This is a genomic window from Phreatobacter sp. GW821-FHT04C01, from assembly GCF_059420385.1.
On the sequence record NZ_JBWKTP010000005.1, the window covers coordinates 142877 to 165386 of the forward strand.

Sequence of the window (22510 nt, forward strand, 5' to 3'; positions counted from 1 at the left end):
ACATGCAATGACCGAGCGGCTGCTGATCAAGGGGGCCCAGGTGGTGACCATGGACGAGGCGCTCGGCGACTTCGCCCAGGCCGATATCCTGGTCGAGGGCGGCGCGATCCGGGCGGTCGGCGCTTCACTCGACGCGGGCGACGCCGAGACCATCGATGCCAGCGACATGATCGCACTGCCCGGCATCATCGACGCCCATAACTGCCTGTGGCAGACGGTGCTGCGCGGCTTCGTGCCGGATCTCTGGCCGGGCAGCTATTTCAGCCAGTTCCTGCCCCTCCGCTCGAAATTCAAGCCAGCCGACAATTTCAACGCCGCCTATCTCGGCGGCTTCGAAATGCTGTCCTACGGCACCACCACGGTGGTCGACTATTGCCACAATGTGCGCGGCCCCGGCTATGCGGAAGCCTCCATCGGCGCGCTGAAGGAGACCGGCATCCGCCACGTCTTCTCCTATTCCTTCATGAGCGCCCAGCCGGATGGATTTGCCAGCGCCGAGGAGCGCTTCGCCGATGCCCGGCTTACCCATGAGCGGTTCCACGATCCCGCCGGCCTGACCACCATCAATTTCGGCGTCGAGTCGCTGGGCGCGCCCGGCCTGGAGGCGCAGCTCGCCTTCGCCCGCGCGCTCGGCGCGCCGAGCTGCATTCATGTCCATCAGCCCGAGGCCGTGACGGAGCTCGCCAAACGCGGGCTGATCGGCCCCGACCTCATGGTGATCCATGGCAATTCCCTGACCAATGGCGAATTGGACATGATGGCCAAGGTCGGCATGCCGATCTGCTTCACGCCCTCGGCCGACGTCCAGGGCACGCCGGCGGACGTGGTCCGGCGCGCCATGGAGCGCGGCGTCGACGTGGTGTTCGGCTGCGACGTGCCCTGCCATGTCGCCTCCGATCCGATCGGCCAGCTGCGCGTGATGTATAACGTCCAGGGCTTCATCGACGGCGCCATGGCGCGCTCGTTCGGTTCGGTCGCCGGCCGGCGGCCGCCGGTCGGACCCGGCATGCCCCTGCTGAAACCACGCGACCTGATCCGCATCGCCACCATCACCACCGCCCGGGTGCTCGGCATGGACGACCGGATCGGCAGCCTGACGCCGGGCAAGCGCGCCGACATCCTGCTGGTGCGCAAGGGCCCGTTCGGGGGCTCGGTCGCAACCGATGCCTGCGCCCATCTCCTGCTGCAGACGAGCCCCCGCGACATCGACACGGTGATGGTCGACGGCAAGATCCGCATGCGCGGCGGCGCCTTGCGCGGGTTCGATACGTCGCGCGCCAAGGCCATGGTCGCGGAATCCCGCGGCCGGATCCTGGGCCAGGCATGACCGGCACCGATCCCGCTCGGCCAGCGACCGTCACGGCCGGAAGGGCGCCGCGCTACAGCCCGGACCGGCGCGCCCAGCAATGGAGCGCCGCGGTTCCCGTCCGGTCCTATGCCCGCGAGCGGGCCGACCGGCCGCGCTTCCACATCCGGGAATCGAACCATGTTCAGGGCTTCTACCCCGTCCACAAGCATGATTATTTCCAGATCATCTATTTCAGGACGGCCGCGCCGACGATCAGGATCGGCCTGACCACCGACCGGCCCGCGCCGGGCTCGATCTATTTCATCGGCCCGATGGTGCCGCACCAGGTGCGTTTCGACCGCACGACCCGCTGTATCGTCGTCTATTTCGACCTCGATTTCCTGCGCCCCGACCTGACCACGTCCTATCCGGCCGCGGAGCTCGCCCGCATCGCGCCGGAACTCTATCCCTTCGTCTGGCAGAACCATGTCGAGCTCGGCCTCGGCGATGCCGCCCGAGCGCGGCTGGACCGGAGCCTCGTCGCCATCCGGGCCGCGCATGACGCCCCGAAGCTCTGTTCCGACGCGGTGATCCGCGCGGAGCTGTCATTGCTTCTGGCCGGTATCTGCCAGGATCACGAGCAGGATTTCCTCGAACTCGCCGACAGCCTGCCCGCTCCCGGCCGCGATGGCGACCATATGCGCCGGATCGCGGATTTCATCGGCGAGAACTACGCCACGCCGACGAGCCTGGCGCAGGCCGCCGACGCCACCCGCCTGTCGCGCAGCCGCCTGTGCGCGCTGGTCCGTGCCCATACCGGCAAGACCTTCCAGACCCTGGTGGCGGAGATGCGGATCGAGGACGCCTGCGAACGTCTGGCGCTGACCGACGAGCCGGTCGGGCGGATCGCCGACGCGGTCGGCTATCACGACGAGAAGTATTTCCTCAGGGCGTTCAAAAAGCAGACGGGGATGACGCCAAGGGAATTCAGGGCGAAGAAGGTGGGGGCTGAGTTCTCCGCCCAGAGCAAAAAGGACGACGCGCATGAACTCTCTCCCGCGTCGTCGCGGGAGAGAGTGCCGGCGTCTGCCGGCGGGTGAGGGTCTGACGAGGACCGGCCTATCATTTCCAGCGCGAATTGCACGGCGCGCGCGGGCGCAGCCACCCTCGCCCGACCGCTCCGCGGCCCCCCCTCTCCCGCGCGGACGCGGGCGAGGATTGACGCGCGTAAACCTTCGCCACACCCATCACTCCCGCTCAGGTCCTGAGCGAGTCCAGCTCCTCGTGATGGGTCGCGACCTGCTGGGCCTTGGTGTAGCTTTCGATCAACAGGCGGTAATGCGGCCAGGCCTCGGCATAGACCTCGGCCCATTGCGCCGCGTCCGGCCGGTTCCAGGTTCCCTGCAGCTCGGAGAGCGTCGCACCGGTGTCGATCGGCACGGCGCCGGCCTGGGCCAGCCGTGCGATCGTCAGATCAGACGCCATCTTGGAAACCGTGCCCGACGCATCGACCACCGCGAAGACCCGATAGCCGGCCGCGACCGCGCTGATGCTCGGAAAGGCCAGGCAGACGCTGGTGATGGTGCCGGCGATGATCAGCGTCTTCTTGCCGGTCGCCTCGACCGCCGCGACGAAATCGGGATTGTCGAACGCGTTGATCTCGCCGCGACGCGCCACGTATCTGGCGTGAGGCGCCGCCTGGTGGATTTCCGGAATGAGCGGTCCGTTCGGTCCCTGCGGCACCGAGGCCGTGGTGATGACCGGGATCTTCGCCAGCGTCGCCGCCTTGGCGAGGGCGACGACATTGCGGCGCAGGCGCGGCACGTCGATATCCTCGACGACCTGGAACAATCCGCTCTGGTGATCGATCAGCAGCATCGCCGCATCGTTCACGTCGATGGTCGGCTTTGCCCCGTTGAAATTGGCGGCATTGGCGATCGTGTTCATTGCACTCTCCTTCAAGGTTTGCCGGGCCGGCGGCCCGTGGAGACCCGCGCCTCGCGCGGGCCGGAATTCCCGGTGCCGGTCGCGCCGGCCCCGGGGCATGCCTTCAGGCGTCGATCCGGCCGAAGCGGCCGGCCTGGACGTCGGTCATGGCCTGGCGGATTTCCTCGGCGCTGTTCATGACGAAGGGCCCGCTCATGACGACCGGTTCGTCGATCGGCTCGCCGCTCAGGATCAGCACCGAGGCGTCGGTCTCGGCATCAATCGTCAGCGCGCCGCCCTGGCTGTCGAGCAGAACGAACTGGGCATCGCGCGCCGCATCCGTACCGTTGATCCTGATGGCGCCGCGCAGTACCACCACGCCGACCGTGTGGCCCTCGGGCGGGGCCAGCGATGTGGTGCCGCCGCTGCTCAGCCTGAGGTCCCAGATGTTGATCGGCGTGAAGGTGCGCGCCGGGCCGTGGCCGCGTCCATAATCGCCGGCAATGACGCGCAGCGTGCCCGCACCGTCGGGCAAATCGACCGCGGGAATGTCGCGATCGAGCAGCGTCTGGTAGCCCGCCGCGGCGTTCTTGTCGCTGGCCGGCAGATTGACCCAGAGCTGGACCATTTCCAGCGTCCCGCCCTTGGCGGTGAAGCCGCGGGAATGAAACTCCTCGTGCAGGATGCCGGAGGCCGCGGTCATCCACTGGACGTCGCCGGGGCCGATGAGACCGCCATTGCCGGTGGAGTCGCGGTGCTCGACCTCGCCCTGGTAAACGATGGTGACCGTCTCGAAACCGCGATGCGGGTGCACGCCGACGCCGCGCGGCCGGTCGGCCGGGGCGAAGTCGTGCGGACCGGCATAGTCCAGCAGCAGGAAGGGACTGACATGCTGGCCGTGCGAGCCATGCGAGAAGATCGAGCGCACCGGAAAACCGTCGCCGACCCAATGCGGCCGGGTGCCGCTATAGACGCCTAGAACCCGTCTCATCATGTTTCTCCTGGGCCGCCCTCGTCGAGGGCCTTGCGTTGGAAGAGACAATAAGTTCGGGACGATCGGCGCTGTAGCATGCGAAATTCGGCTACACTGTCCTATTCGAAGAACGATGAGCCGCGATGCAGGACCTCAACGATTTGTATTACTTCGTCCAGGTGGTGGATCATGGCGGCTTCGCGCCGGCCGGCCGGGCGCTGGGGGTGGCCAAGTCCAAGCTCAGCCGTCGCATCGGCTTGCTGGAAGACCGGCTCGGCGTCAGGCTGGTCCAGCGTTCGACCCGCCGTTTCGCCGCCACCGATATCGGCCAGGCCTATTATCGCCACTGCCTGGCCATGGTGGTGGAAGCCGACGCCGCGCAGGAGGAGATCGACCGGACCCGTTCAGAGCCGCGCGGCGTGGTGCGCGTCTCCTGCCCTTCCTCGGTCCTGTATTTCCAGGTGGCCGAGATGATCGCCCGGTTCATGGCGGAAAATCCCAAGGTCGAGGTGCATCTGGAAAGTACCAACCGACGGGTCGACGTGATCCGCGAAGGTTTCGACATCGCCTTGCGCGTCCGTTTCCCGCCGCTGGAGGACAGCGACCTGGTGGTTCGGGTGCTCGCCGAAAGCGTGCAAAGGCTGGTCGCCAGCCCCACCCTCCTCACCGCCATCACGGATCCGCTGGTGCCGGCCGATCTCGGCACCTTGCCGAGCCTCAGCTGGGGGCCGCCGCATCAGGACCAGGAATGGTGTCTCGAAGGCCCTGGCGGCGCGACCGCGGTGGTGCGCCATACGCCACGCCTGGTCACCGAGGACATGGTCGCGCTGCGCCTTGCCGCCCTGCGCGGCGTCGGTGTCGTCCAGTTGCCGGCCATGGTGGTGCGGCGCGATCTCCAGGAGGGAACGCTGGTCGACGTCTTGCCGCACTGGGTGCCGCGCGCCGGCATCATCCATGCGGTGTTTCCTTCCCGCCGGGGCCTGCTGCCGTCGATCCGCGGGCTGATCGACTTCCTGGCTTCGGACTATGCCCGGCTCGCCCGCGACGAGGCGGCGCATGCCGTCGTTCATCCCATGAAGATGCGCGACGGGGCTTGACTTCCACCGGGACATGCAGCGATCATGCAATCGATTGCACAAGATCGCGACAGTGACGATGACGAAACCGCGGCGAAGACCGCGGCCGGATCGCGAGGGGAGAGGCGAGATGAGCGGCATGCGACTGACACGACGGCAGGCGATGGTTGGCGGGATCGCGGCGCTGGCCCCGATGGGCGCACCGACCGTCCACGCCCAGGACTTCATGACGCCGGAAACGCTGCGCGTCGGCTCGGTGCCCTATATCTCGGCCGGCCCGACCTTCATCGCGCTGGCGCGGGGCTATTTCGACAAGGTCAACCTCAAGGTCGAGATGAAGAGCTTCGCCGATGGCGGGCTGGCCATCCCGATCCTGACCGCCGGCGAGCTCGATATCACCATATCGACCTGCTCCGCCGGCCTGTTCAACACGCTCGCCAAGGGCGCCCCATTTCGGCTGTTCACCGGCGGCAGCCGCGAGCGGCCGGGCGTCGGCTCCCAATGCTTCATGGTCAGCAACGAATTGCACGCCAAGGGGCTGACCAGCATCGCCGAAATCGCCAGGGCCAAGGGCTCGACCATCGGCATCAGCGTGCGCGGCTCGATCTCGCAGTTTCTCTATTCCAAGGCCCTGGCCAAGGGCGGCCTCAAGCCGGAGGACGTCGAGTGGCAATGGGGCGTCGCCAGCAATATCTCGCCGCAGATGCTGAGCGCCAACCGCATCGGCATCACCAACCTGCCGGTGCCCATGTGTTTCGCCGCCGAGAAGCGCGGCCTCGGCAAGATCCTGTTCTGGGGTGACGAAGCCGCGCCCGACACCCAGATCGCGCTGTGGGCGGCCAGCGGCGAGGCTCGCGCCCGCCGCCGTTCGGCTCTGGTGCGTTTCGCCATGGTGCAGCGGCAGGCCGCGCAGGACTTCATGCAGGCCGCCCGCGACGGCAATCCGGCAATCATCAAGATCCTGGCCGAGGCGACCGGGCTGCCGCCGGAGATCATCGAATCCTCGCGGCCGCGCTGGTCCGGTTATGCGCCTGACGGCATGCCGAACCTGGATTCGGTGATGGAGCAGGCGAGCTTCTGGCACCGAGCCGAGATGATCCCGAAAGTGCCCTCTCCGGCCGAGGTCTTCGAACTCGACATCGCAGAAGAGGCGCGCAAGCGCCTCGACGACAAGAACCCCTTTATCTGACCTTCGGCCCGGCCCGGGATCGGCCGAGGCTACCGACCAGCATGGATGGCAGCACGATGAAAAAGACATTGTTCCGCAACGGATGGGTCGTGACGATGGACGAGGCCATCGGCGATATCGAGCGCGGCGAGGTGCTGATCGAGGGCGACACCATCGTCGCGGTCGGCCGCTCGCTCGGCGCAAGCGCCGACGAGGTGGTCGACGCGACCGACATGATCGTCATGCCGGGCCTGGTCAACGCCCATATGCACACCTGGCAGGCAGGCCTGCGCGGCATCGGCGCGCAATGGCCGGCGGGGGCCTATCACCGCCATGTTCACGGCAATATGGCCATGCGCTACACCGCCGAGGACACCTATCTCGGCAATCTCGTCGGCGCGCTCAACCAGATCGACAACGGCGTCACCACGCTGTTCGACTGGTGCCATATCCTGCGCGACCTGCCGATGGCGGAGCGGGCGGTGGACGCGCTGGAAGAAAGCGGCATCCGCGCCCTGTTCGGCCACGGCACCGCCAAGCCGGTGCCGGCGCCCGGCGAAAAGCACCATTCGGAAGTCCCGCATCCGCGCGAGCGGGTCGAGGCGCTGCGGCGCGGCCGGCTCGCCAGCGACGACCGGCTGGTGACGCTCGGCATGGCCATTCTGGGGCCGGAGATCTCGACCGCCGAGGTGTGCCTTGCCGACTACCGGCTGGCGCGCGAATTCGGCCTCGTCTCGACCTGCCACGTATCCTATCCGAGCGGCCAGCGCGTGCAGGAAAACGGCTGGCCGGCGCTGGCGGCCGCCGGCCTGCTCGGGCCCGACCACAATATCTGCCACGGCAACGCCCTGTCGGACGCCGACCTCGGCTTCATCCTCGATCACGGCGTGACGGTCACCCCCACGGTGATGCTGGAGTTGCAGGCCAAGGCCGATCCACCGCTCACCGTCCGGGCACGCGACCGCGGCGCGGTGATTTCGCTCGGCATCGACACCGAGCCGCTGTGCTCCGGCGACATGTTCAGCGAGATGCGTTCGACCTGGATGCACTACCGCCACTACACCAATATCGCCCGGGCGGCGGCCGGCCAGCCACTCGGCGAGATCGCCGTGACGGCGCGCGAGGTGTTGCACTGGGCCACCATGGGCGGCGCCAAGGTGATGCGGCTCGACCACCGCATCGGCTCGCTGACGCCGGGCAAGAAAGCCGACCTGGTGCTGCTCGACGCCAGCGATCTCGACCTGTTTCCGGTGTTCGATCCGGTCGTCAGCATCGTCGGTTATGCCAGCGGCGGCCATGTCGACAGCGTCTATATCGACGGCGTCGCCCGCAAGCGCGGCGGCCGACTGACCTTCCCGAAGGACGTGTTGCAGGCGCGCAAGCGCGCGCTGACGGAAGCCACGGCGCGGGTCATGAGGGAAGCCGGTTTGAATTTGCCGATCGGGTGAGGTTGGTGGCGGCGACACCCCAAAGGCTGCGACCAACCCTCCCCCATAGGGAGAGGGTGGCGCCGTCAGGCGCCGGGTGAGGGGTCGTCCGTTTCAGGATGGCGCGGCATGCGGCGCGAGCGCCAGCACCAGTCCCGGACGCCTACGCCCCTCACCCGGCAGCTGACGCTGCCACCCTCTCCCTATGGGAGAGGGTTGGTTCGCACATTATCTGCCGTTGTGCCCGAGACGACCGCCCCCCAAATCTGGACGATAATCCACCAGATCGGGACGAAAGCGCCTGTCGGCTCGTGTCCGTCTGATTAGGCTTCCTGCCCAGAAGAGCCGCCGAAAAACGGCGCTCCGGCTGGGCAGGACAACGCCATGATCCACGCACATGATACATCGCTCTCGGAAGACCAGCGCCTGATGCGGCAGAGCTGCCGTTCTTTCGTGGACGATATCGTCACCCCGTTCATCCGCTCGAACTGGAAGCGCGAATGGGACATGAGCCCCACCGGGCGGCTGCCGCCCGACATCCTCGAAGGCGCCGATCGGATCGGCGTCCGCACCCTCGGCGTGCCCGAGGCCCAGGGCGGCATCGAGCTCGACCGCGACACCGAGGTGAGAACCTTCGCGCTGATCGCGGAAGAGATCGCACGCGGCGATTCCGGCCTGGCCGACAAGCTGGTCCAGAACTGGAAGGTGTCGATCCTGCTGCGCGAATTCGCCCCCGCGCATCTGCAGGCGACATGGTTTCCGCGGCTCCTCGACGATCCGCAATTCCTGCTGGCCCATTGCCTGACCGAGCCGCGCGGCGCCTCCGATCGTTGGCTGCCCTACAACGTGCCGGAGGCGGCGATGCACACCAAGGCCGTGCGCGACGGCGACCACTGGGTGATCAACGGGCACAAGCAGTTCATCTCCAACGGCTACGACGCCAGCCTCTACGTCGTCTATGCCAATACCAATGCGAAGGTCGGCATGCTGCAGGGCACGTCGAGTTTCCTGGTGCCGCGCGACACGCCCGGCCTGACGGTGACCAAGTGCAACGAGACGCTCGGCTGCCGCTTCATGAACAATGGCGAGATCGTCTTCGAGGATTGCCGCGTGCCGGCCGACCACCTGCTGGTGGAGAGCGAGGCGCTGGGTAAGGCCGGGGTCTATTTCCGGGCCGGCAAGATCATCCAGGCGGCCAAGAATCTCGGCGTCGGCGTCGCCTGTTTCGAACGCACCGCCGACTATGTGCAGAACTATGTCCAGGGCGGCCGCATCCTGATCAAGCACCAGGCGGTGGCGCTCAGGCTTGCCGACATGGCGACCCGCATCGAGGCGGTCCGCTCGCTCGTCGAGCGTGCCTCGAAAGCGGTCGACGAGGGCCATCCGGACATGGACGCGCTGTGCAACATGGCCAAGGTCTATGCGTCGGAGGAGATCATGAAGGTCGCCCAGCACGCGCTCGAACTGCATGGCGGCAATGGCGCCATGCTGGAATTCGGTATCGAAAAGCTGTTCCGCGACGCCGCGATCTTCCTGCACATGGACGCGACCGTCGATGTCAGCCGGATGAAGATCATCAAGACCATGTTCCCGGCGACCGCGGGGAAATATGCGGGGCCGGAGGCGTGAGGGGTGGCGAATGGCGAATGGCGAATGGCGAATGGCGAATGGCGATGAAACCAAACGCGTGGTGCGCGTAAACCCTCGCCCGCTTGCGGCAGAGGGTGGCGCCGTCAGGCGCCGGGTGAGGGTCTGAAGCGGGCCGGCCCGTCAATTCGGCCCGAAACGCGTGACGGTTTGGCGCAACCACCCTTCCCCGGCCGCTGCCGCGTCAACCCTCTCCCGCGAAGGCGCGGGTTGAAGCGCTCCACCGGGGGGCCCCCGCCATCCCCTAATCCGCCAGCAAGCTCGCCATGATCCGCTCGCGGCTGAGCGGCATGTGCCTGATCCGGCTGCCGAGCGCGCGGGCTACCGCATTGCCGATGGCCGCGGCGACCGGTCCTTGCGAAGCCTCGCCGACGCCGAGCGGCCGGTCGGCCGCGACGTTCAGCAATTCGATCGTGACGGGCGGCACCTCGGAAAAGCGCAGGATCGGGTAGTCGTCCCAAGTGCGGCTCGCATTGATGCCCTCGGCGAAGCGCACCTGTTCCTTCAAGGTCCAGCTCGCACCTTGCAGGATGCCGCCCTCGATCTGGTTCCTCACCCCGTCGGGATTGATGACGAGGCCGGCATCGACCGCCGACCAGATGCCGGTCAGCCGGACCTCGTCGCCAACCTCGACCTCCGCCACCACGGCGCAATAGGCCGCGCGGTTCTTGTAGCGGGAAAAGCCGATGCCCTTGGCCTGCCCCGTGCCGGTCCCGGCATTCTCCCGCCAGTCCGAAGCCGCGGCGGCGGCCGCGACCACCGCGCGGGCGCGCGGATCGGCCAGCAGCTCCAGACGATAGGCGACGGGGTCGCGCCCGGCGGCCTCGGCGAGCTCGTCGAGAAAACCCTCGATGGCGAAGACATTGGCGAAGGCACCGAGCGTGCGCAGCGACGAGGCGCGCACCGGCTGGCCGGTGATCAGGTGGTGGATGACCCGCTGGCCCGGCACCGCATAGGGGATCGCGGCATTGCGAATGCCGCCGCCGCCGGCAGCATCCGGCACATCGGCGGCCGGCCCCGCGGCGGGCGGATCGGGCAAGGCTTCCGCGACCTGCAGGTTGACATTGCCATTGCCGCCGGGACGGGCGGCATGGGGCGGGCTCCAGATCTCGGTCGTCCAGCCCAGCGGGCGGCCCGCGGCGTCGAGGCTCGCCTGGAGTCGCACCGCCATGGCCGCCCCGACCGGCGAAAACCCGAGCTCGTCATCGCGGGTCCATTCGACCCGCACGAGCCGGCCGGGATGGCGCAGCGCCAGGAAGGCGGCGTCGGCCGCGGCGTCGTCGGCGCCGTTATGACCGTAGCAGCCGGAGCCCTGGCGATGGATGACCGAGACATCGGCCGGATCGAGCTTGAACGCCCGCGCGATGGCGCCGCGCAGGGGAAAGACGCCCTGCGAATGACTGAAAACGGTGAGCCGGCCAGCCTCGAAACGGGCGAGCCCGCAGGACAGGCCGATCGAGCCATGGGCAAGAAACGGCCTGGAAAACGTCGCGGCGATCGGCGGACCGACATCGTCCTGCAACGCGCCGGTGTCGATCACCCGGTCCTGAACGGCCTGGGCCATCAGCCAGTCCGGCGAACCGGCATCGTCGGGCACCCCCACGCCACCGGTCCAGACGGCATGGCCACGCAGGATATCCCGGGCGAGGCCGAGATGGCGTGCGTCGCCCGCGGTCACCGCCAGCACGTCGCCGTCGCGGTGGCAGACGACGCCGTCGCCGAGCCGGCCAAGCCTCGCCATGTCGAAACCCGCAAGCCTGCCGCCCCGCCGGGGCGGCCGCATCACCCAGCCGAACAGCATGCCCGGTTCGGCGATATCATGGATGAACGGGGCGCCGGCGACCTTGGCCTCCAGGTCGACCCGCGGCAGGCTCTGCCCGACCAGGCGATAATCCCCGGCCGGCTTGACCACGGCCGCGCCCGTGGCGCTGCGCGTCCAGTCTATATCGCCGGCGAGCGACCAGTAGTCGAGATTGGTCGGCCGGCCCTCGTGGCTGAAGGCGCCGTCCTCGACCGTGAGAGCGGCGGGTGCCGCGCCCAGGCGATCGGCGGCGGCCGTTGTCAGCAAGGCGCGCGCCTCGGCGGCGACCAGCCGGATCGCGCCGCCGGAGGCCTCGACCGACTGGCTACCGGCCGTATAACCCTCGTTCGGCCCCTGGTCGGTATCGCCCGAGACCATGGCGATGCGCGTGGGGGCGACGTCGAGTTCCTCCGCCGCGATCTGGGCGAGCGCGGTCAGCACGCCCTGCCCCAGTTCGACCTTGCCGGTGGCGATGATCACGCCCTGGTCGGCGAAACGGATCCAGCGATCGAGCCGCGGATTGTCGGCCAGGGTCGGCGGCAGCTTATCGGCCATGGCCGGCCCCTCGCGCGCGAAGCACGGCGGCGGCCCGTTCGACCGCCGCGATGATGCGGTTATGGGCGCCGCAACGGCAGAGATGACCGTCCAGCCCTGCCGTGATTTCAGCGCGCGACGGCGCCGGATTGGCGGCGAGCAAGGCAATCCCGCTCATCAGGATGCCGGAAAGACAGAAGCCGCATTGGCCCGCCTGCTCGTCGATCAGCGCCTGCTGCAACGGATGCAGGCCGCCGGCCGAGACGCCCTCGACCGAGGTCACGGCGCGGCCGGCAAAGGCGCGCGCCTCGCGGCCGCAGGAATGCACCGGCCGGCCGTCGACCAGCACCATGCAGGCGCCGCATTGCTCCAGGCCGCAGCCGAGCCGGGTCGCCTTCAGACCCAGGCGATCGCGCAACAATTCGATCAACGCCACCGGATCGTCGGCGGCGAGCGTCACGGCCTGGCCGTTCACCTGCAAGGACAGGACCTCGGTCATCGCCTGCCCCCGCCACGCGCCTCGGCCAGGATACTGCCGTCGACATAACGCGAGGCGGGCGGTGGTACGCCGTTCCAGTCGCCCTCGAGTTCGGCCCGCAGCGCCAGGACGGTCGCCATGCCCTCTGCATTGACTTCGATATCGCGGAACAGGCCGGTGATCGGATCGACCACCGAGGCGTAGCCGGCAGCGGCGGTCGCCGGATCCATGTTCAGCCGTTCGACCAGCAGCGCGATGGCCGCCGCGCGATTGGCCGGGTCGAAGGTCCAGGCGAGGCCGGCCATGAGCCCACTGAGATAGGCCACCATGCTCGCCCGCTCGGCGGCGGCGAAACGGCGAAGCGCGAAGACGCCGATGCCCTGGTAGGGGCCGATCCAGCGCGACACCGGGCCGAGCCGCTTCAGGCCGCTGCGCGCGGCGAGGTCGGCATAGCTCGGACTGAGCAAGGTCGCGGCGAAGCTTCGGTCGGCGATCATCGCGGCGGCCCGCCGGTCGGTCGCCCCAACCGCGCGCAATTGATAGTGAACGCCGGCCGTCAGCCCGGCCAGAGCCAGGATCTTGCGCAATTGCAGCGCGAAGGCGGTGTTCGGCGCGTCGACGATGACGGTCCGGCCCATCAGGTCGGCGATCTCGGACACGTCCTGCTGCACCACCAGTTCGTTCATGCCGTCGTCGAGCCCGGCGAGAACCACCACGTCGACGCCCTCGGTCTCGACCATGGCGACGGCATTGTCGACGGCGGCATGGGCCACGTCGATATCGCCGGCCGCCAGCGCCCGCCGCAAGGTCGGCGAATTCGGGGTCCAGGCGATCTCGACCGCCAGGCCGCGCGCCGCGAAAGCGCCCTCGGCCTCGGCCGCCAGCAGCGGCAGGTTGCCGGCGCCGGCAAAGGACATGACACGCAGCCTCGCCAGCCTTGGCGTGGTGGCAAGGTCGGGACCGGGCTTGGACGAATCACTCACGGAACCACTCCTTGCGTACCGGCGGCCGGATCGGCGGCGCGGCTTCGAAAATTCTCGATGCGGGAATTCTTGGCAATCGATTGCACAATGTCAATTGCCATCTTCGCGCCAGCCCATCGAGCCGATTTCGCGCCATCGCGGCAGCGTGATTGACGGCGCGATCGGGACAATGACACTTGTGGTGCGACAGGATGATCGAACCGGCATGGCAAAGCGACCCGTGGGCAAGATACCCCCTCCGGCCGGAACAGCGTCTCCGGCCAGGACGCCGGCCGCCGACCGGCCCCCGGCCGCGCCCGCCCGCCTGAAAGATGTCGCCGACCATGCCGGCGTGCATATTTCCACCGCCTCGCGGGCCCTCGATCCGCTGAAGGAGCGACGCATCTCGCCTGACGTCGCGGCCAAGGTGAAGGCTTCGGCCCAGGCGCTCGGCTACCAGGGCAACGTCATCGCGGCGAGCCTGCGCCGGCGCCGCTCGCACACCGTCGGCGTGGTGGTGCCCGACCTGACCAATCCCATGTTTCCACCGATGTTCCGCGGCATCGAAGACCGGCTGCAGCAGATCGGCTACAGCGCGCTGCTGACCAATTCCGATTTCAACCTGGAACGGGAATGGCAGTTGCTCGACATGTTCATCAAGCGGCAGGTCGACGGGCTGATCCTGGCGACCGCCCGACTCGACGATCCCATCGTCAAGGCTGCGCTCGAGCGCGGCATGGCCATCGTGCTGATGAACCGCTCGACCGGCGGCATGACGGTGCCGGCGATCCTGGCCGACGAAACCGCCGGCATCCAGGAGGCTTTCGACCACCTCCACGGCCTCGGCCATCGGCGTATCGCCCATATCGCCGGCCCACAGGACGTCTCGACCGGCAAGACCCGCCACGACGCCTTCGCCGCCGCCGCCCGGCGCCATGGACTGGAGGCTGGACCGCGGCAGGTCGTGATCGCCGGCCAGTTCAGCGAGGAGGCCGGCCGGCGCGCCGCGCTGCACCTGCTGCAATCGGGACTGGCGCCATCGGCGATCGTCGCCGCCAATGACGCCCTGGCGCTCGGCGTCTACGAGGCACTGCGCGAACTCGGCCTCGATTGCCCGGGCGACGTCTCGGTGACCGGCTTCAACGACATGCCTTTCGTCGACAAGCTGAAGCCGGCGCTCACCTCGGTGCGCATCCCGCAATACCGCATGGGCTACGAGGCCGCCGACGAATTGATCGCGCGGCTCGACGACCCGGCGCGGCCGGTGGCCAGCCGCGTGCTGCCGCCGAAACTGATCATCCGGGGCTCGACCGGCCCGGTGCGTCAAAGCGCCTGACCCCGACGGCGTTGACGCGGATTCGGGGCGCCCCATAATGCAACCGATTGCTGCGCACCGCCCCCAGGATGATTTCTGCCGGAGTTCGACCATGCGCCTGACACGACGGACCGCCATTGCTTCCAGCCTGGGCGCCCTCGCCGCACCGGTGGCGCGGGCCCAGGATTTCATGGCGCCGGAGCAGCTCCGGGTCGGCATCGTCCCCTATATTTCCTCGGGCCCGACCTTCATCGCCCAGGCCAGGGGCTATTTCGACAAGGTCAACCTGAAGGTGACCACGCAGAGCTTCGCCGATGGCGGGCTCGCCATCCCGATTCTCACCGCCGGCGAACTCGACGTCTCGGTCTCGACCTGTTCGGCGGGCCTGTTCAACACCCTCGCCAAAGGCGCGTCGTTCCGGCTGATCATGGACCGCAGCCAGGAGCTGCCGCGGCGCGGCTCGCAATGTTTCATGGTCAGCAACGAACTGTACGCCAAGGGCCTGACCGGGATCGAGCACATGGCCAAGGCCAAGGGCTCGATCATCGGCATCAGCGTACGCGGCTCGATCTCGCAGCTGCTCTATACCAAGGCGCTGGAAAAGGGCGGCCTGACGCCCGAGGACGTGGAGTGGCAATGGGGCGTCGCCGGCAACAGTTCGCCGCAACTGCTCGGCGCCAACCGCATCGGCATCGCCAACCTGCCGGTACCGCTCTGCTTCGCCGTGGAAAAGCGCGGTGCCGCCAAGATCCTGTTCTGGGGCGACGAGGCCCAGCCCGGCGCCCAGGTGGGGCTGTGGGCGGCAAGCGGCGAGGCGCGCACGCGCCGACGTTCGGCGCTGGTGCGCTTCGCCATGGCGCAATTGCAGGCGGCACGTGATTTCATGAAAGCGGCGGCCGACAGCGATCCCGCGATCAACCGCATCCTGGCGGAAGCCACTCAATTGCCGCCGGAATTGATCGAGGGCGCCCGGCCGCGCTGGTCAGGCTACCCCTTGGACGGCATGCCGAATGTCGCCTCAGTGATGGAACAGGGCGCGTTCTGGGCCAAGGCCGGCCTCATCCCCAAGGCGCCGACGCCGGCCGAGACCTTCGATCTCGGCATTGCCGAGGAAGCACGCAAGCGGCTCGACGACCGCAACCCCTTCGTCTGAGCCGCGGCGCATGTTCAGCCGAGCTTGATGTGCTTCAGGCAACAGGTTTCGAAGCGCCAGAGGTCGCCGTGACGGCGGGCGAATTCGCCTTCGTAGGATTCAAGGCAGGCGCGGGCGACGTCCTCGCTGACCTCGGCGGCGGCGGCGATCTCCTTGATCTCGCACCAGCAGGGCATATCCTTGAGCTGGGCCAGGACATATCTTCGAACCGCGCCATTGGGCCGGTCGTCATGGAGCCTTTTCATGATCGATCACCAGCGAAACAGCCGTCCGGTGATACGGGCGGCTTTCATCCTGGCTTGATGTAGGAAGACAATTCCGCGACCGGAAGGGCCCGGTCGTCAAGGGTGCTCCGCGCGATCGGCGGCTTGCGCAACGGCGCCGCGTCGCCTTGGGCGGCCTCAGGCCCTGATGTCGACGCCCGATGGCGTGCCCTGCCGGCTCTGCAGCACCGCGAGAATCTGCTTCCAGTCGGCATAACCCGATTTCGGGTTGGTGGCCTCGCCCCGGCTTTCGATGCCGGCGATGGCGTCCTGCGCGGTCTGGATATAGTTCATTGGCTGATTGCCCACCGCCTCGCGCTCGGCCGCCGTGAACGGCACGAATTCGCCATTGGGCCCGACCTTGCCGAGCGGCCCGGCCATCTGCAGCATGCCGGCCTGGGTCAGGTCGAGCGCGCCGGCATCCTGCAGCTGGCGCGAGAGCCCGACCATCTGGTTCCTGGTCATGCTGGTGAAATCATAAGTGCTGACGCCGCGGCCGGAACCGCCGGCCGCCGGTTGCGGCGCACCGGTCACCGAGGCCGCCGATATCGTCGCGCGATTGCCAGTGCTCGGCCGCCCAACCAATGATGCATAGAGGCCGCCCGTTCCCTCACCAATATTCATGTCGTCCTCACCCAGGCTGCCGTTCCTGCCGGCGCGGCGTCAGGCAATGCCCGTGCCAGACAATAACTTCCTGTGGGTTGAGCCACTTGCGTCCCATGCAACCGCTCTGGAGCAGGTCGACGGCCGGAACAATCTTGCCGGGTACGGCAATTTCTGCCGCAGCATTCGGCCATTGCGGAATGCCGCAAGGCCTCAGTAATATTGGAGATAGCGGGTGACGTCCCTGCCGCAGCGACCGTCGGACCAGGTCTCCGGCGGATCCAACCCGATATCGCGATGAAGCCGTGGTTCGAATGCAGGGGCGACCACGGACTGCGCGCCGCGGTGCCGACCGAAACACGCCCGCCAGGCGAGGCCGAGGGCAACCGGCCAGGACCGTAAGGACGGCAAGAACCGCGCGGACCGGGCGCTCTCCCGCTCATGTCGCGAACAGGTCGTGCAGACGGTGGCCATGACGTGTCGTTCTCCGGATGACGCTTCGATTGAAAGGTGTGCGCCAGGGCGGAGATAAACAATTGGCCTTGAATGAACGCATTGTTCGTCTGTATGAACACTCATGCAACTCGACCTGATCCAAAACCTGCTGATCTTCACCCGGGTAGCCGAGGCGCGCAGCGTCACGCGGGCGGCCGAGCGGCTCGGTCTGTCGAAGGCCGCGGTGAGCGTCAGGCTGAAGGCGTTGGAACGCGAGCTGGCACTGCAGCTGGTCAATCGCAGCACCCGGTCGCTGACCCTGACGGATGCCGGCGAGCGCCTGCTCGACGGCATGGACCGCATGCTGGCCGATGCCAACGATACGGTGGCCAGCGTGCGCGACCTGGCGCTCGAGCCAACCGGCCGGCTGCGCATCACCGCCTCGATCGGCGTCGGTATCAGCTTCGCCGCACCGCTCATCCCGGGCTTCCTCGACCGCTATCCCGAAATCGAGGTGGACCTTTCGACCAGCCAGGATATCGCCGACCTCGCCGCCCAGGGTTTCGACCTTGCGCTGCGCTTCGGCAACATCATCCGTGGCACCGACATGGCCTGGCCGGTCGGGCGGGTCGACTGGCACCTGGTGGCCTCACCGGGCTATCTCGCGACCCATGGCGTGCCGCTGCAACCAGCCGATCTCGCCCGGCATCGCTGCCTGCTCTACGGCTGGCAAGCCGTGCACGACCCGGCCTGGCGGTTCAGCCGCGACGGCCGGCACGAGCCGGCCCCGGTGCGAGCGGGCTTCAAGGCCAATAACGGCGAATTGCTGATGCAGGCGGCGCTCGCCGATGGCGGCGTCACCATGCTGTCAGGCTTTGCCTGCCGCCGCCACATCGCGTCCGGCGCGCTGGTGCAGCTCATGCCCGACTGGACCATCGAAGGCTCGGACGCCGAGATCATCTTCGCGGTCAGGCCCTGGAGCCCGCGCGTGCCGCGCACGGTCCGGGCCTTTGTCGATTACCTGCAGGCGATCGATACGCCGGTCGCCTGACGCCGCGAGCATCGGGACCCTGCCCCGCCGTCCCCCCCCCTTGCTGCCGCACCGCACGGCATGGAAGAACCTGCGGCCCGTCCCCGACGCCCCGTTCCGGGGCGCGCCGGTCCGAGCCGCCCGATCATGCATGACGCCGCCGCCCCCTTGCCGCTGTCCCGCGCCGTCCTGAAAGAGGTCCGCGCGTCGCTCGCCCTCGGCTGGCCGCTGGTGCTGACCAATATCGCGCAGGTCGCGCTGATGGCGACCAACCTCATCTTCGTCGGCCGGCTGGGCAAGGACGAACTCGCCGCCACCGCCATGGCGGCGAGCCTCTATCAGGCGGTGATGCTGCTCAGCATGGGCATCGTTTCGGCCTCGATGCTGCTGATGGCCAAGGCGCTCGGCCGCAACCCGGGCGAGGTCGAGGATATCAGGCGCACCGTCCGCCAGGGCCTGTGGAGCGCTGTGCTGATCTCGCTGCCCGCCTGGGTCGTGCTCTGGCACTGCGACAGGATCTTCGTCTTCCTCGGCCAGGACCCGGCGCTCGCCGCACGCTCGACCGCCTTCATGCATGCGCTGCAATGGGGCCTGCTGCCTTATCTCGGCTATATCGTGCTCAGGTCATTCCTCGCCGCCATGCAGAGGCCGCTCTGGACCATGCTGGTGGCCGGGATCGCGGCCGCCTTCAACGCGCTCGCCGGCTGGAGCCTGATCTATGGCCATCTCGGCCTTCCCGCGCTCGGCCTGAAAGGCGCGGGCCTCGCCACCGCCAGCGCCATGGTCGTGCTCATGCTCGGGCTCGTCATGGTGGTCTGCCTCGACCGGCGGTTCCGCGGCTATCGGCTGTTCCGCGACCTCTGGCGGCCCGACCTGAAGCGGCTTGCCGAGATCTGGCGGCTCGGCCTGCCGATCGGCATGGCGCAAGCCTTCGAGACCTCGATCTTCTATGCCTCCGCCATGATGATGGGCCTGCTCGGCGCGACCGCGCTGGCCGCGCATGCCATCGTCGCGCAGATCGGGGGGGCAACCTTCATGGCGGCCATCGGCCTCAGCCAGGCCGCCAGCGTCCGTGTCGGCCGGGCCCATGGCGCCGCCGACCCCGCCGCGGCGCGGCTCGCCGGCTGGACCGCCTATGGCCTGACGGTGGCTTATATGCTCACCGTCGCCGCGGTGATGCTGCTGACGCCGAAGACGCTGATCGCGGCCTTCGTCGACATCACGGCGGCCGCCAACCAGGACGTCGTCGTGCTCGCCTCGACCCTTTTGATCTGCGCCGCGCTGTTCCAGCTCGGGGACGGCATCCAGGTCGCCTGCCTCGGCATGCTGCGCGGGCTGCACGACACCACCGTGCCGATGATCATCACGGCAATAGGCTATTGGGGCATCGGCATGCCGCTCGGCGCGACGCTCGCCTTCCACTGGGGTTTCGGCGGCGTCGGCATCTGGCTGGGGCTCGCCTCCGGGCTTTCGGCGGTGGCCATCCTGACCACCTGGCGCTGGGTGAGGTTGAGCCGCCGCCTCGTCTAATCGCTCACCGGGCAGGTGGCGACCTCGGCCAGCGACTTCACCACGCAATCGGCGCCGAGGCCGGCGGCCGACGGGGTCACCACGATGACCACCAGCCGCGTCGACAGGTGTTTCGCGATCAGCGCATTGACGTCGGCGGCGGTGACCTCGGCGACCCGATCGGGATAGGCTTCGAGATCATCGGCGCCTTGCCCGTCGAGCAGGGCCGCGCGGACGCGGCCGGCGGCGCTGTTCGAGCGGCGCATGGCCTCGGCGAATTCGGCGACGATCCGCGTCTTGACCGGCTCGACCTCGTCCGGCCTGACGCCTTCGGCCAGGAAGCGGTCGAATTCCTGGCGCACGGCGGCCAGCGCGTCGGCGGTGCGGCCGGTGGCGACCGAACTGCGCATCATCAGCCGGTAATGCCCGCGGCTGAGCGGGCCGATGGCGGCCTCCGCGCCGTAGGAGGCGCCGAGCCGCTCCCTGACGGCGCGCCACAGGCGCGAGGCGCCGCCCCGTCCGAGCACGGTCATGGCGATGTCGCGCGCCGGCCGCTCCGATGTCGCGTTCCAGTCCGTCGCCTGTCCGGCGACGATCACCGACTGCGCCACCGGCCGCTCGATCGCGATGGTGCGCAGCGGCCGCAACGGCTGGAACGCCACGACCGGCTTCAGTTCGGCGGTCGCCGGCAGGCCACCGAAGGTTTCGTCAACCAGGGCCGCCACCGCCGCGCGATCGAGCGGGCCGGCCGCGACGACGACGAGATTGTCCCGGGCGAGCACCGCCTTGCGCCAGGCTTCGATATCGGCGAGCGACACCGCATCGACGACCGACGACGGCTCCATGGTCAGGGCCGAGACCAGGGGATGGTCACCCGCCAAGAGCCGCACCAGCGCGTCGGCCGCGAGTGGTTCGGCCGCTTCGCGTTGCGCCCGCGCGCCATTGAGAATCTCGCGTTTCAACCGCGCCAAGTGGCGCGGCGGCAGGCGCGGTTCCATCAGCATCAGCCGCAGCAGGCGCGCCGCCTGGGCGGTGGTCTCGGCCGGGCCATGGAGCTCGCCGAGCGTGAAGGCGATGGTGCGCCTGAACGAAACGGTGGCGCCGAGATCCTTGAACTCCTCCTCGAGCGCGCCGCCGTCGAAGGGGCCCGCCCCGCCGGCAACCAGCAGCCGGGGCGCCAGCCGCAGCAGGCCGATCGTCTCCGGGCTGTGCAGCGCATGCCGGTCGCGCCAGAAGAAGGTCAGGGCCTGCGCCGTCTCGCCGGCGAGCGGCAAATGCACCAGCCTTATGCCCTGGGCCGTCGGCGCGTCAGTGATGCCGAAACCGCGCGCCGCGGCCGGCCCGGCGAGCCCGGCAAGGGCCAGCACGACAAACGCCAGGACCGGGCCGACCAGCCGGCCGAACCAATCGGCCGGTTTCGGCCGTGCGATCGATACCATGAACCGGACGGCCATCATTGCGTCCCCGCCGGTGCGAAGATGACGGTTGCCTCGCGCCCCTCGGCGGTCGTGGCGCGCAGCAGCGCATTGACCTCGTCTGGCCTGAGGGCGGCAACCGCCGGCGCCAGTTCTGCGAGCCGCTCGTAAGGCAAGGGATAACCGAGCCATGAGATCAGGCGCGAGGCCGCCGTCTGGGGATCGTCGAGATCGATCCTGTCACGCATCGCGTAGCGCCGCTTCAACCGTTCGAGCGTCGCCTCGTCGATGCCCTGGGCCGCGAGCGCGCGCAAATAGGTGCGCAGCGCCTCCGCCAGCCGATCGCGTGTCACGTCCGGCTCGGGAACCGCGGCCAGGCCGACCTGCAGCACGCCGTCCATGACGCGCTCGAAGGTCACATTGCTGATGGCCGATGCCACTGCGTCCTGCTCGACCAGCCGGCTGTGCGGGCTGCCGCCGAGCTTGCTCGACAGGAACTGGGCGATCAGCCTGGCCGCCGCCAGCGTCTTCACCGGATCCTGGTCGGTGAAGGGGATCGCGCGGCCGACCGCAACCGTGACGGTCGCGATCCGCCGGTCCTCTTTCAGGAAGACCTGGCTCGCCGGGGTCAGGTCGGGCCTTCGGCCAAGCCATGGGCGCGCCGGCGGCGGCGCCGGATCGAGCGGTGCCAGATGTTTCGCCGCGATCCGGTGCAGTTGGTCCTCGTCCACCGGACCGGTGACGAGAAAATAGACGTTCGACCGGCGATACCAGGCGGCGAGGTAGGCACGGGCATCGTCGGAGGTCAGCCCTGCTATCGTCGCCGGCGTGCCGATGGTCCATTGGCCGAGCGGATGGTCGGGATAGAGAAAACGCGAGACCTCCTGCCACACCGGCGAGAAGGGATTGGCGCCGACGCGCCAGTTGAATTCCTGCAGCACCACATTGCGCTCGCGCAGCGCGTCCTGCGGCGTGATCTCGAAGCCGCCGAGCCGCGCGGCGTAGAAGCCGAACAGCCGGTCCAGCCGCTCGGTCGCATCCGGCGCATCCGCCGGATAGCGGTGGATGTAGCCGGTGATCTTCGAGCTCGTCCAACCGTTCGACGTGCCGTCGGCGAAGAACCGGAGCGCCGCGTCCCGGTGCTCGGCATTGCGGCCAACCAGCACCAGGTGCTCAAGATAGTGCGCGATGCCCCGGCAGTCATTGCCGGCCTCGTCGGCGCAGCCGGCGAGAACGATCATCTGGAACTGGATGAAACGCGCCTTGGCGTCGCTGACCAGGAACACGCGATCGGCGATCTGACGTTCGGCGGCGGCAGCCGGCCGGGTCGCGATCATCGCCACCATGGTCAAAACGAGGAACAGGATACGCAGGCCAGGCATCGTCGGTCGTCCCCGGAGCGTTCGGTCGGATGCCAGGCGCGACCCGCTCCCCCTTGCCGGCGGCGGGCCGCGCGCCATCAAAGCATCGCGGCCATGCCAAGTCATCCGGGCCGCGATCACGACCA

General features: G+C 68.4%; 19 protein-coding genes. 10 read left to right on the plus strand and 9 right to left on the minus strand.

Going from position 1 to position 22510, the window contains the following annotated elements; genetic code table 11:
• Positions 1 to 7: 7 nt before the first annotated feature.
• Together AC07WJ_RS20040 and AC07WJ_RS20045 are read left to right on the plus strand one after the other, a co-directional pair.
• The gene (locus tag AC07WJ_RS20040) at positions 8 to 1327 is read left to right on the plus strand and encodes an amidohydrolase family protein (protein WP_494936402.1); all 1320 of its coding nucleotides are present in this window, start codon (positions 8 to 10) and stop codon (positions 1325 to 1327) included.
• Positions 1324 to 2388, plus strand: a complete 1065-nt coding sequence (locus AC07WJ_RS20045; protein ID WP_494936403.1) for a helix-turn-helix domain-containing protein — start codon at positions 1324 to 1326, stop codon at positions 2386 to 2388. Before AC07WJ_RS20040 ends, AC07WJ_RS20045 begins: the two co-directional genes overlap by 4 nt.
• 157 nt (positions 2389 to 2545) lie before the next feature.
• Here the strand turns inward: AC07WJ_RS20045 and AC07WJ_RS20050 are convergent, their stop codons facing one another.
• Both AC07WJ_RS20050 and AC07WJ_RS20055 read right to left on the minus strand, forming a co-directional pair.
• The gene (locus tag AC07WJ_RS20050; RefSeq protein ID WP_494936821.1) at positions 2546 to 3226 is read right to left on the minus strand and encodes an isochorismatase family protein; all 681 of its coding nucleotides are present in this window, start codon (positions 3224 to 3226) and stop codon (positions 2546 to 2548) included.
• A 112-nt stretch (positions 3227 to 3338) separates the two neighbouring features.
• Complete coding sequence (locus tag AC07WJ_RS20055; protein ID WP_494936404.1) at positions 3339 to 4205, minus strand: pirin family protein; 867 nt, start codon at positions 4203 to 4205, stop codon at positions 3339 to 3341.
• A gap of 125 nt (positions 4206 to 4330) precedes the next feature.
• Here AC07WJ_RS20055 and AC07WJ_RS20060 point away from each other — a divergent pair, with 125 nt between their 5' ends.
• The 4 genes from AC07WJ_RS20060 to AC07WJ_RS20075 all read left to right on the plus strand — a co-directional run bounded on the left by AC07WJ_RS20060 (position 4331) and on the right by AC07WJ_RS20075 (position 9487).
• Positions 4331 to 5284 carry a LysR family transcriptional regulator gene (locus AC07WJ_RS20060; protein WP_494936405.1) on the plus strand — a complete coding sequence of 318 codons (954 nt, stop codon included), beginning with the start codon at positions 4331 to 4333 and terminating at the stop codon, positions 5282 to 5284.
• A gap of 109 nt (positions 5285 to 5393) precedes the next feature.
• Positions 5394 to 6452: an ABC transporter substrate-binding protein gene (locus AC07WJ_RS20065; protein ID WP_494936406.1), complete on the plus strand. Its 1059-nt coding sequence runs from the start codon at positions 5394 to 5396 to the stop codon at positions 6450 to 6452.
• A 56-nt stretch (positions 6453 to 6508) separates the two neighbouring features.
• The gene (locus AC07WJ_RS20070; RefSeq protein ID WP_494936407.1) at positions 6509 to 7879 is read left to right on the plus strand and encodes an amidohydrolase family protein; all 1371 of its coding nucleotides are present in this window, start codon (positions 6509 to 6511) and stop codon (positions 7877 to 7879) included.
• Between the two features lie 363 nt (positions 7880 to 8242).
• Positions 8243 to 9487 carry an acyl-CoA dehydrogenase family protein gene (locus AC07WJ_RS20075; protein ID WP_494936408.1) on the plus strand — a complete coding sequence of 415 codons (1245 nt, stop codon included), beginning with the start codon at positions 8243 to 8245 and terminating at the stop codon, positions 9485 to 9487.
• 262 nt (positions 9488 to 9749) lie between these two features.
• On the opposite strand, the gene AC07WJ_RS20080 is transcribed toward AC07WJ_RS20075, so the two are convergent.
• Genes AC07WJ_RS20080 through AC07WJ_RS20090 form a run of 3 tightly spaced genes read right to left on the minus strand, consistent with a single transcriptional unit; the run spans position 9750 to position 13301 of the window.
• Entirely contained in the window at positions 9750 to 11861 is a 2112-nt protein-coding gene (locus tag AC07WJ_RS20080) for a xanthine dehydrogenase family protein molybdopterin-binding subunit (RefSeq protein WP_494936409.1), read from the minus strand.
• The gene (locus AC07WJ_RS20085; protein ID WP_494936410.1) at positions 11851 to 12339 is read right to left on the minus strand and encodes a (2Fe-2S)-binding protein; all 489 of its coding nucleotides are present in this window, start codon (positions 12337 to 12339) and stop codon (positions 11851 to 11853) included. The genes AC07WJ_RS20080 and AC07WJ_RS20085 overlap by 11 nt, the downstream gene beginning before the upstream one ends.
• Positions 12336 to 13301 carry an ABC transporter substrate-binding protein gene (locus AC07WJ_RS20090; protein ID WP_494936411.1) on the minus strand — a complete coding sequence of 322 codons (966 nt, stop codon included), beginning with the start codon at positions 13299 to 13301 and terminating at the stop codon, positions 12336 to 12338. The genes AC07WJ_RS20085 and AC07WJ_RS20090 overlap by 4 nt, the downstream gene beginning before the upstream one ends.
• A 205-nt stretch (positions 13302 to 13506) precedes the next feature.
• Here AC07WJ_RS20090 and AC07WJ_RS20095 point away from each other — a divergent pair, with 205 nt between their 5' ends.
• Both AC07WJ_RS20095 and AC07WJ_RS20100 read left to right on the plus strand, forming a co-directional pair.
• Entirely contained in the window at positions 13507 to 14616 is a 1110-nt protein-coding gene (locus tag AC07WJ_RS20095; RefSeq protein ID WP_494936412.1) for a LacI family DNA-binding transcriptional regulator, read from the plus strand.
• 91 nt (positions 14617 to 14707) lie between these two features.
• Complete coding sequence (locus tag AC07WJ_RS20100; protein WP_494936413.1) at positions 14708 to 15748, plus strand: ABC transporter substrate-binding protein; 1041 nt, start codon at positions 14708 to 14710, stop codon at positions 15746 to 15748.
• A 14-nt stretch (positions 15749 to 15762) separates the two neighbouring features.
• Here AC07WJ_RS20100 and AC07WJ_RS20105 read toward each other — a convergent pair whose 3' ends face one another.
• On the minus strand, positions 15763 to 15993 hold the full coding sequence (locus tag AC07WJ_RS20105; protein ID WP_494936414.1) for a hypothetical protein: 231 nt from the start codon (positions 15991 to 15993) through the stop codon (positions 15763 to 15765).
• 156 nt (positions 15994 to 16149) lie between these two features.
• Complete coding sequence (locus AC07WJ_RS20110; protein ID WP_494936415.1) at positions 16150 to 16635, minus strand: hypothetical protein; 486 nt, start codon at positions 16633 to 16635, stop codon at positions 16150 to 16152.
• A gap of 556 nt (positions 16636 to 17191) precedes the next feature.
• Here AC07WJ_RS20110 and AC07WJ_RS20115 point away from each other — a divergent pair.
• Both AC07WJ_RS20115 and AC07WJ_RS20120 read left to right on the plus strand, forming a co-directional pair.
• On the plus strand, positions 17192 to 18100 hold the full coding sequence (locus AC07WJ_RS20115; protein ID WP_494936416.1) for a LysR family transcriptional regulator: 909 nt from the start codon (positions 17192 to 17194) through the stop codon (positions 18098 to 18100).
• Positions 18101 to 18226: 126 nt separating this feature from the next.
• Positions 18227 to 19609, plus strand: a complete 1383-nt coding sequence (locus AC07WJ_RS20120; RefSeq protein ID WP_494936417.1) for an MATE family efflux transporter — start codon at positions 18227 to 18229, stop codon at positions 19607 to 19609.
• Here the strand turns inward: AC07WJ_RS20120 and AC07WJ_RS20125 are convergent.
• Positions 19606 to 21042, minus strand: a complete 1437-nt coding sequence (locus AC07WJ_RS20125; RefSeq protein ID WP_494936418.1) for a M16 family metallopeptidase — start codon at positions 21040 to 21042, stop codon at positions 19606 to 19608. The genes AC07WJ_RS20120 and AC07WJ_RS20125 overlap by 4 nt on opposite strands.
• The gene (locus AC07WJ_RS20130) at positions 21042 to 22385 is read right to left on the minus strand and encodes a M16 family metallopeptidase (protein ID WP_494936419.1); all 1344 of its coding nucleotides are present in this window, start codon (positions 22383 to 22385) and stop codon (positions 21042 to 21044) included. Before AC07WJ_RS20130 ends, AC07WJ_RS20125 begins: the two co-directional genes overlap by 1 nt.
• Positions 22386 to 22510: the final 125 nt, after the last annotated feature.